The organism is Clostridium sp. HV4-5-A1G, assembly GCF_900184915.1.
GTDB lineage: Bacteria > Bacillota > Clostridia > Clostridiales > Clostridiaceae > Clostridium_B > Clostridium_B aromativorans.
In genome coordinates, this window is sequence record NZ_FXYI02000127.1 from 1 (window position 1) to 10578 (window position 10578).

The 10578-nt window shown below is 34.9% G+C and carries 9 protein-coding genes; 7 read left to right on the forward strand and 2 right to left on the reverse strand.

Translation table 11 applies throughout. The features are described 5' to 3' along the window. Positions 1–69: 69 nt before the first annotated feature. The 3 genes from ilvD (at position 70) to J5G60_RS12915 (ending at position 4961) form a co-directional block, all read left to right on the forward strand. The gene (gene ilvD / locus J5G60_RS12905; protein WP_150356751.1) at positions 70–1752 is read left to right on the forward strand and encodes a dihydroxy-acid dehydratase; all 1683 of its coding nucleotides are present in this window, start codon (positions 70–72) and stop codon (positions 1750–1752) included. Positions 1753–1895: 143 nt separating this feature from the next. Next, entirely contained in the window at positions 1896–3191 is a 1296-nt protein-coding gene (locus J5G60_RS12910; protein WP_150356752.1) for an MFS transporter, read from the forward strand. A 405-nt stretch (positions 3192–3596) separates the two neighbouring features. Beyond that, positions 3597–4961 (forward strand): FAD-dependent oxidoreductase, encoded by a 1365-nt coding sequence (locus J5G60_RS12915; protein WP_150356753.1) that lies wholly within the window; start codon positions 3597–3599, stop codon positions 4959–4961. 120 nt (positions 4962–5081) lie between these two features. On the opposite strand, the gene J5G60_RS12920 is transcribed toward J5G60_RS12915, so the two are convergent. Then, the gene (locus J5G60_RS12920) at positions 5082–6173 is read right to left on the reverse strand and encodes a radical SAM protein (protein ID WP_150356754.1); all 1092 of its coding nucleotides are present in this window, start codon (positions 6171–6173) and stop codon (positions 5082–5084) included. A gap of 16 nt (positions 6174–6189) precedes the next feature. After that, positions 6190–6753 (reverse strand): TetR/AcrR family transcriptional regulator, encoded by a 564-nt coding sequence (locus J5G60_RS12925; RefSeq protein ID WP_150356755.1) that lies wholly within the window; start codon positions 6751–6753, stop codon positions 6190–6192. Between the two features lie 255 nt (positions 6754–7008). Here J5G60_RS12925 and J5G60_RS12930 point away from each other — a divergent pair, with 255 nt between their 5' ends. The 4 genes from J5G60_RS12930 to J5G60_RS12945 are packed head-to-tail and all read left to right on the forward strand — an operon-like array spanning position 7009 to position 10562. After that, complete coding sequence (locus J5G60_RS12930; protein ID WP_150356756.1) at positions 7009–8892, forward strand: MutS-related protein; 1884 nt, start codon at positions 7009–7011, stop codon at positions 8890–8892. Positions 8893–8935: 43 nt separating this feature from the next. Continuing rightward, positions 8936–9394, forward strand: coding sequence for an RNA polymerase sigma factor (locus J5G60_RS12935; protein WP_150356757.1), 459 nt, complete (start codon positions 8936–8938; stop codon positions 9392–9394). After that, positions 9337–9765, forward strand: coding sequence for a FecCD family ABC transporter permease (locus J5G60_RS12940; protein WP_150356758.1), 429 nt, complete (start codon positions 9337–9339; stop codon positions 9763–9765). Before J5G60_RS12935 ends, J5G60_RS12940 begins: the two co-directional genes overlap by 58 nt. Before the next feature lie 35 nt (positions 9766–9800). After that, the gene (locus J5G60_RS12945) at positions 9801–10562 is read left to right on the forward strand and encodes an ABC transporter ATP-binding protein (RefSeq protein WP_150356759.1); all 762 of its coding nucleotides are present in this window, start codon (positions 9801–9803) and stop codon (positions 10560–10562) included. Positions 10563–10578 lie beyond the last annotated feature (16 nt).

Sequence of the window (10578 nt, forward strand, 5' to 3'; positions counted from 1 at the left end):
TAATAAAATTTTATGAAAATAGAAGTAAATAAAAGATAATTTAAAATTATTGAAATAGGAGGAATTAAAATGCTAAGAAGTAACTTTGAAGAGGGTACTACACGATGGGCAGTAAGAAGAACACAATGGAAAAGTATGGGAATTACCAATGAAGAACTGCAAAAACCCAAAATTGCCATAATTAATACATCTAATGAATTATCCTGCTGCTATTCACATGTTGATGGCATAGCACAAATTGTCAAATCGGCTATATGGGAAGCAGGTGGTGTACCATTTGAAATTCGAACAGCAGCTCCCAGTGATTTTGTAACTACGGCTGGCAAAAAAGCACGATACCTTATGCCAACAAGAGATCTGGTGGTCAATGAAATCGAATGCATGGTAGAGGGTGCTGTGCTTGATGGCATGGTATGTCTGTGTTCTTGTGATAAGACGGCACCTGCTCAGATGATGGCGTCTGCCAGAATGGATATTCCGTCCATGTTGTTAGCATGCGGTTATCAAATTGGTGGTATTTGTTCTTCTGGAGAATTTGTAGATATTGATGATGTATATGAAAAGGTGGGAGCTGTCGCCAGCGGAGATATGGCACTAACACAATTGACGGATATGACAAACTGTGCAATCCAGACCCCGGGGGTTTGTGCTGGACTTGGTACAGCAAATTCCATGCACATTGTTTCCGAAGCAATTGGTATGACACTGCCTGGTAATGCGCCTATTTTTTCCAGTGGTTCAAAATTAAAAAACTATGCTCGTATGGCCGGTCATAATATTGTGAAGATGGTAAAAGAACACAGAACGGCTCGCCAAATCATTACAAAGAAGGCCATAGAAAACGCCGTTATGGTTGTATTGGCAATTGGTGGTTCTGTTAATACAGTACGTCACTTAGCTGCTATCGCTACAGAGGCTGAAATTGATATGGATGTAGTGGCTACATATGAGAAATATGCTGATACTATAAAACTACTCACTTCTGTTCGACCCAATGGTCCATTCAGGACAGAAGATTTGGAAGCAGCAGGTGGTTGTAATGCCGTTATGAAACGATTGGAAAAATATTTACATCTTGATCAAATAACTGTCAATGGTAAAAGAGTAGGTGAAAATATTAAAAATACTGTGGTCAAACGTCCAGAAGTTATAAAAGATTTTAATAATCCGCAAAGTAATCGCCCAGGCATTGCTATCCTACGTGGTAATCTCAGCCCTCATGGGGCAATTATGAAATTATCTGCCCTACCTAGTAAAATGGATAAATTTGAGGGCCGTGCTAAAATTTTTGAGGGAGAAGATGAAGCAATCGCTGCTATTAGCAAAGGAGAAATCCATAACGGGGATGCTATTGTATTACGTAATATGGGTCCAAAAGGCGGTCCAGGTACTGTATTCGCCTGCAGTTTTGTAGCAGCTTTGAATGGGGCCAATCTGGCATCTAACATTGCTGTTATTACAGATGGAGAATTATCTGGCTTAAATCGTGGCATTATTATCGGTCAAGTTATGCCTGAGGCAGCAGCTGGCGGTCCACTGGCTGTTATTAAAGATGGTGAACTTATTAAAATTGACTTTGTAAATAGAACAATAAATGTGGATATTCCACAGAAAGAGCTGAACAAACGCTTGGCAATGTGGAAACCGGACAAAAAAAACGTTACAGGCTACCTTGGTCAATATTATCAACTTGTACAACCAATCGAACAGGGCGCGGTCCTTGGTTATCGGAGTTTCCGAGATAAAAAATAATACTTCCTTGCTAAAAAAGTATTAGTATGACATGTATGGATGAGTGTGTTACAAAAGTGCTATTTATTTTACGATATGACTTATTCATATCTTGAAAGTTGCTTTTAAGTTAAGGTGAAAAGAGAAGAAATGGAGGAGAAAGAATGTTAGAATCAACAGAACGCTCTCAAGCGAGACAAGCTGGCATAGCTGCATTGGTTGGTACAGTCTTAGAATGGTATGATTTCCTAATTTATGGAGCATCTGCAGCGCTTGTGTTAAATAAAGTTTTTTTCCCTGCTGTTGATCCACTGATGGGTACACTTGCTGCTTTCGGGACATATGCAGTTGGCTTCCTTGCTAGACCATTAGGTGGATTAGTTCTTGGTCACTTAGGTGATAAGGTTGGCCGTAAAATAGTTTTAATTCTTACACTTTTTCTGATGGGAGGTTCGACAACGGCAGTTGGTTTTCTGCCAACGTATAATTCAATTGGTATTTTGGCTCCGATTGCGCTTATTATATTACGATTAATTCAAGGATTTGGTGCAGGTGGTGAATATGCTGGTGCTGTGGTATTATCTGTTGAACATGCTAAGAAGGGTAAAAGGGGACTTGCTGGTGCTTGGGCTCCAATGGGATTTTCAGCGGCCACGGTTTTGGCGAATGGAGTATTTTTTTCATGCTTATCAATAATGGGAAAAAGTGTTTTTGTGGATTGGGGCTGGCGAATACCCTTTATTTTTGGCGCAGTATGTGTAATTGTTGGTTATTTTATACGACGTCATATTGTCGAGCCTCCATCCTTTGAAAAAGCTAAAATTGCGCGTGAACAAAGTGGTAAACACATTGGAATTTTTTCAGCCATTAAGCGTTATCCGCGTGAAGTTCTTATTGTTATCGGCACGCGTATGGGAGAAAATGGATTTGCATATTTCTATCCGGTTTTCATTATGGCATATATAGTAAATATATTGGGGCTACCCGAGTCTACAGCATTATGGGGAGTTATTATTGCTTCCTTGATACAAGTAATTTTTATGCCTCTTTTTGGGATGCTTTCTGATAAAATTGGGCGTAAACCCGTTTATATTGGCGGAACAATCGTGTCAATGGCTTGGCTCATTCCATTTTTCATGATTCTTGGGACAGGATCTCTCTGGGCGATAATTCTAGGGTTTATTATAGGATTCGGAATAGCTTATCCAGCATTAATTTCACCACAAGCTTCATGGTATGCAGAATTATTTGATACGGATTTCCGCGTATGTGGATTTGCTTTTTCTCGTGAATTAGGCTCTATACTTGCCGGAGGGTTAGCCCCATTTATTTGTACTGCACTATATAGTTGGAGTAGACGTTGGTGGCCTATTGTAGTATACATGTGTGTTTTAGGTGTGATTACTTTAATTGCTTTGGCTATGGGACCTGAAACTGTCAATAAAAATATAGAAGAATAATTAAGCTAAGGAGTTTCATGGATAATACCCAAATGTTTCATTTATTAAGAGGAGACATATGACATGATACAATTTTAGGAAGAATTGTGTTACAAGCATTTATATAATAGCTTTATACTAAAGGAAACTTGTGATCTGTAATATAATGGCATTTGCCTATTTACTGTAAAAACCTTAGTAACTACGCTTCTATGGTTTTTACAGCAAATTGTTCTGAGTAGTAAGTGTAAATATATTATGACTAGAAGAATTTCTAATTTCAGAAAATTTACTTAATGAAGCCAAGAACAATCCTAATATAGAAGTCTTGGATGAAGCAAAATATATGAAATTTAATGAATATGGAAATTTATTTTAGTAATTGTTTAGCTGATTATGGATGAATTAACAGGGAGGTAGCGTAATATGAAATGGAATAAATTGTATGTTGAAAGTTCCAATCATGATCTGCCGGTATTTGCAGATGTAGATGTTCTTGTAGCCGGCGGCGGAGCTGCAGGAGTGGCAGCAGCTGAAACTGCAGCCAGATTTGGAAACAAAGTACTATTGATTGAAAAATACGGCTTCCTGGGAGGAGCTGCGGTAGCAGGGCTTTCAGGTACCATATGTGGATTGTATACGGCAAGTGATGTAAATCATATTCCTCAGCAGGTGGTTTACGGATTTACAGATAAATTTATAAAAGGATTGAAAAGCAGAAATGGACTTACTTCACCACAAAAATACGGCAAGACATGGACAGTAACTCATGATCCCATGGTATGGCGTGAAGTTGCCGAAGATTTGCTGGAAGATGCAGGAGCAGGTATTTTATATCACACAAACATTATTGGAGTCGTCAAGGATGAAGATGAATTCAAAGGTGTAATTATAGATACAAAATCTGGTATGGAAGCAATACACAGCAAAGTTGTAATTGATGCTACTGGTGATGCTGACATTATATATCGTTCCGGACTTGAATATGTTGTAGGTGACAATGGACAGGTTCAAAATCCAACAATGATGTTCAGACTTGGAGGTGTAGATGTAAAGAGATTCATTAAAAATTGGGGAAATGACACAATTTCGCCTTTAAAGGTTACAAAATTAATTGAAGCTGCCTGCAAAAATAATAAATACAATCTGCCTAGAAATAAAATCTGGATTTTTGATACACCGAGGAAGGGTGAACTTCTTGTAAATGCTACACGTGTAATAGGAAGTGACAACAGAGAACTGAATGCAGTATACCCTGAGGATTTTACTGAGGCAGAAATACTGGGGCGAAGACAGTGCAGGGATTATGCAGATTTTCTGAAAAAATATATTCCGGGTTGTGAAGACAGTTTTATCAACGATTTTGGAGTTGAAGTAGGCATAAGACAGACAAGAACTATTGTAGGTGCAAAGTGTCTGACTAACGAAGATGTGATGTCCCACCGCAAATTTAAAGATGGAATAGTAAAGTCCCCATGGCCCATAGAACTCCACTCAGGAGATAAACCAAAGCTCCAGTGGATATTGGATGATTATTATGAGGTTCCATTCGGTTCTCTTGTACCTGTAAAGGGTGAAAATATAATAGCTGCAGGAAGATGTCTGTCTGCACAACATGAAGCACTTGCATCTGCCCGTGTTACAGCGCAGTGTTTTGAATATGGGCATGCAGCCGGTATAGCAGCTGATTTATCTATAAAAAATCAAACTTCTATTCACAGGTTGGAAGGTGAGGAAATAAGGTATCTTTTAAATAAGGATGGTGCCAATATAATGGAAAAAAATTCATAGGGATTATAAACCTAAAGAATATAATAAAGTGTTATTTTATAATTGAGAAAAGCGGCTCACTTGAGGTCAGGTGAAATTAGAAAGAGCCGCTCTTTTTATCATATTACATGCTGATAATTATCAGGTACTTAAAAATTTTTTAACATCATCTTCTTTTTTAAATAATGTACATCCTCCTTTATGTTCTCCAACCAGCATCTCGTTATCTTTAAGTTTTTTGAATAATGGTGATTTTAAAGCCTCTCTAAGGCTGGAGTCTTTTAAATTTACATCTGAATAGGGAGAGAGGGGACATGGCTCTGCGCTGCCATTGGCATTTATGTGAAAAAATCCTCTCCCGGCTGCCAGGCATCCTCCCATGTATTTCTCATCACCTGGAAATGATAAAAATACCATGCTTTCAAATGCCTGTCTTAATTCCTCCAGCTTTTTTTCCAGCAAAAGGCGCTCTTTTTTTGTGGGTGCAAGCTTTTCAGTGGATTTGATTACCGCAGTATACTCTACAAATACCAGTACTCTTGTTCCTTTATTATAAAGATCCTGTATAAATCCTTCATTTGTAACAGTTTTTATATTTTCAGTTGTTACAGTTATAGAACATCCGAATAAAATTTTTCTTTTATTTAAATTATCCACTGCAGTCATTATTAAATTATAGGTATTTTTCCCACGCCTGGAGTCAGTTTGATACTCATTGCCTTCAATGCTTATTATTGGCACCAGGTTTCTATTTTTATCAATTAAATTTATATAATCCTCATCCAACAGGATTCCGTTTGTGAAGATCGGAAAAACTATTTCTTTAACAGAAGAAGCCTTTTCAATAATACCTCTTCTCATCAAGGGTTCTCCGCCTAAGAGTAATATAAATGAGATTCCAAGTTCTCTTGCTTCATTAAATAGCTGTTCCCACCTTTCTTCTGATATTTCAGTATCCTTTAAGTTATCTCCACAGGAGCTGCTGGCCCTTGCATAGCACCCCTTACAATATAAATTGCAGCTGGAGGAAATGCTTGCCATTAAAAATGGAGGAATATGTTCTCCCTCACTTTCCAGTATATTTCTTCTATTATTTGCAGCTGCTATCGACAGCATATATTTTATTAAAAATTGAGTTTCTTTTGGATTTTTTATAGATGACTTCAAAACATTCTTCACTATAATTTCAATACCCCTGCTCATATATTCAGATAAATCAAATGTTTTTTTCATTATTAACCTCCAACTTTTATTTGATCAATAAATTCAGTTCCATATCAATGAGTTCATCTCTTTCCTTTTTATTCATGATGTCAATTTTACTGAAGGATTTAAATTCATCCGCTCTGTAGAATACCAGCTGCATAAATGAAATCAATTGATATGAAATAACTTTGCATTCTTTATCACTTTTGCTTTCTTCAAAACAATCTCTGATTAAGGGCAGTATTTCCATAGTTTGAATGAATTTCTCCTTTAATAAGATATAGGGAATTATCTGTTTTGTATATTTTTTATAATTGACGACCATATCACTAATATTAATTAAGAAATTTCTAAGCTTATCTTTTGGTGAACTGCTGCTGCTTGTCATATTTTGAAAATATATATCTGCAGTGTCTCCTATTAATTTATTTACAGCAATGTTTACCAATTCATCTTTGGAATTAAAATAGTAATTTATTGTTGATAAATTCACATTGGCTCTTTTTGTTATTTTTCTCGAGGTTATTTCTGAAATATCGCTACACTCCTGCAATAATTCTACTACCGTTTTTATCAATAGCTCTTTTGTACTATTTGGATTGTTCAATTTGATACCTCACTTTCAAACATGTTTAATACACGTTTTATTATAACCTAATTGTAATAATATATCAATATGCGAATTTGCTCAATTTAAAAAGGTTTTAATTATAAAATCAACTGTAAATCCATTTAAGGGAAACAGTTGAAATGAAAGTAACTAATGGTAGTACTATAATATATTCAAGAATTTAGATAAAAAAGTTTTTATATCCCTTTAAAAAAGCAGATGAAATATGATTTAAATTGGGAGGATTTAAAAATGCTATCGGCACTGGAAGAATATAAAAAAAGAAAACACAGGTACAATTTATTAATTAAAAGGCAGCAAAAATATATGGCTGGTATAAGTAATTTAAGACTTATTATTTTTATAATAGGATTTATAGCTTTAATAGAAATGTATATATTAAGAGAATCTTTTATATTTAATTTTACAGTTTTAATTATGCTCAGCTTGCTGTTTTATCTAGCTTATTTACAGACAAATATGAAAACTAAAATAATGCACTCGGCTGCACTGGTTAAAGTAAATCAAGCTTCAATAAAACGATTAAATGGAGAATGGAGGAATTTTGAGGATATTGGCGGGGATTTTATAGATAAGAATCATAATTATTCATATGATCTCGATATTTTTGGCAAAGGTTCTCTATTTCAATTGATAAATACAGCTCACACTTGTATTGGAAGACAGAAGTTAAAAAAATTGCTGACAGAAAAGCCTCAGGATAAACAAAATATATATGACAGACAGTCCACAGTTGTAGAGCTTGCACATAAAATCTATTTTAGACAGCAATTTGAAGCAGAAGGAAAAATGATTCCAAATAATAAACAAAATTCAAAGGAACTTTTTTCATGGCTAAAAGAGGGGAAAGATTATATATTAAAAAAACAGCTGATTTGGGCTTTGAGAATTCTCTCAACTGTAACAGCAGCAACTACTTTGACTTTGATGGTTAAAATAGTCTATTTTATTTTAGCAGCTTTGTTTGATGTTTACAAAACTGTACCAAAAATATTTTATTTGGTTCCTTCTTATGTTCCTGTCAGTTTAATTTTAGTTCAGTGCATTATTCTAAAAATAAATAGAAAAGACAGGATTAAAAACTTAATTATTGCCGAAAAATATAATTCTGACATAAAAATGTATAAAAGTATGATTGGACTTATAGAGAAACATGAATTTAAATCAAAGTATATTGTGAACTTATGTAAAAAGCTTTACAGTAATGATGGAACAAGTGCATATGGGCAAATAGAGGCCTTTTCTAAAATATGCGGGTCCATAGCCAGTAGACGTAATATATTGTATTCCATTTTGAATCCAATACTCATGATAGAATATTACTGGAATATTTCTGTTGAAAAATGGAAAATAAAGTCGGGAAACAATTTTCATGAGTGGATTGATGTAATAGGAGAATTAGAGGCCTTATGCAGTATTGCAGTTATTAAATACGATAATCCACATTGGTGTATGCCCGGGATTGCAGCTGGATCATCGATAATTACAGCAAAGAATATGGGACATCCTCTTCTGGAAGAAAAAAACCGCATATGTAATGACTTGAAGATAGGAAAATCATATTCGGTTATGCTTGTAACAGGGTCTAATATGTCTGGAAAGAGTACATTTTTGCGAACTGTAGGAATTAATATTGTGTTGGCATATGCCGGGGCTCCTGTATGTGCCGAGGAGTTTTTCTGTACTATTATGGATCTTTACAGCTGTATGAGAGTAAATGATAACCTGGGACAAAATATATCTTCTTTTTATGCAGAGATATTGAGGATTAAGAATATTGTTGAAGCTTCAAAAAAAGGAAAAAGAATACTATTTTTATTAGATGAAATTTTTAAAGGAACCAATTCGAGAGACAGGCATACCGGAGCAACGATTTTAGTAAAACAATTGAGTAAAATAGGTAATTTGGGATTTATATCCACTCATGACTTGGAGTTAGGTGAAATGGCCGATTATAGAAAATCAAAAATTAGAAATTATCATTTTTCCGAGTATTACAGGAATAACAAGATTTATTTTGACTATAAATTGAAAGAGGGAATTTCAGATACGAGAAATGCTGTATATTTAATGAAATTAGCTGGTATTGAAATAGAAAAAAATCAAAAACTTTGAAACACTTTTACAGGAGCTGAGTCTTATACATGGGAGGTGTGAAATGACAGACTTTGGAGAAATATATGCAGAAAACTTTTCCGGTGTATATAAATACGTTCTGGCTCTGTGTCGTAATGAGGATATTGCTGAAGAAGTTACACAGGAAACTTTTTTCAAAGCCATGCGGCATATAGATAAGTTCAATGGAAGCTGCAAATTATACGTATGGCTTTGTCAGATTGCTAAAAACACTTACTTCTCGCTTTCCAAAAAACGAAAGCGGATGGCTCTGGGAATAGGTGGGGATTTTACATACACAACATCAGATTTAGAAAAAGATTATCTTGATAAAGATGCGGCAAGACGATTGCACGTTCTCATCCATAATCTGAATGAACCATACAAATTTGCAGTAACGACGCAGGGGATTCTGAAGGAATTAGATCCGTTACTTTTTGGACAATGGGTAGTTTGGCTAGTTCTTCATGGAAAGTTTTATTGGTTCCAACGGTTATTGTAATAATCTGTATTTTATTCTTTTTAACTCAATTTCGTGTTATGAATACCTTATTAATTGGAGATGAATCAGCTACTACTTTAGGAATTGATGTAACAAATGTCCGTAAAATTTATCTTGCTTTTTCAGCAGCTGTTACAGGAATTTTAGTGGCAGCAGTTGGTGTTATCAGTTTTACCGGGTTAGTTATTCCTCATATTGTTCGAATGATTGTAGGTTCAGATCATCGTTATGTCATTCCTTTGTCTGTGATTGTAGGTTCGATTTTTATGATCTGGTGTGACGTTGTATCAAAAATTATACTTAAAAATGGTGAACTTCCAATTGGTATTATAACTTCTATGGTTGGAGAGGGCCTTTCTTTATTTGGTTAATGATGAGAAAATCTTATGGGTTTGGAGATGAGTAAATGGAGATAAAGGCAGAAAATTTATCAGTAAAAATTGGGAATAAGATGATTATTCGTGATATTAATGCAGAAGTAAAAAATAAGGAATTTGTTGGCATTATTGGTCCAAACGGGAGTGGAAAATCGACTTTCCTTAAAACAATTTATCGCGTTTTAAAGCCTAATAAAGGTATAATATGGATAGATGGAAAAAGCTTAGAAGCAATAACTCCTAAAGAATCAGCCCAAAAATTAGGTGTAATGACCCAGATGAATAACTTAAATTTCGATTTTACGGTGGAAGAAGTCGTGCTTATGGGGCGGACACCTCATAAAAAACTCATGGAACAAGATAATGAAAATGATTATTTGTTGGCACATGAATCTTTGCTTAAAACAGGAATGGCTGATTTTGCCGTAAGAAATTTTAATACATTGTCAGGAGGGGAACAGCAGCGTGTTATGATGGCCAGAGTTTTAACTCAGGAACCAAAAGCATTGATATTAGATGAACCGACTAATCATTTAGATATTCAATATCAAATACAGCTTTTACGAACGGTTAAGTCATTGAAAGTTGAAATATTTGCCGCAATGCACGATTTAAATCTTGCAGCAACTTATTGTGATAAATTATATGTAATGAATAAGGGAAAAGTCGTTACTTTTGGAGTACCGGAAGAAATTTTAACAGAAAAATTAATTAAAGATGTGTTTGGAGTTCAAGCTTTGATTGTGGAGATTCCCAGTCTCAATAGAAAAAATATTGTATTTATTGGATAATAAAAATACTTTATTT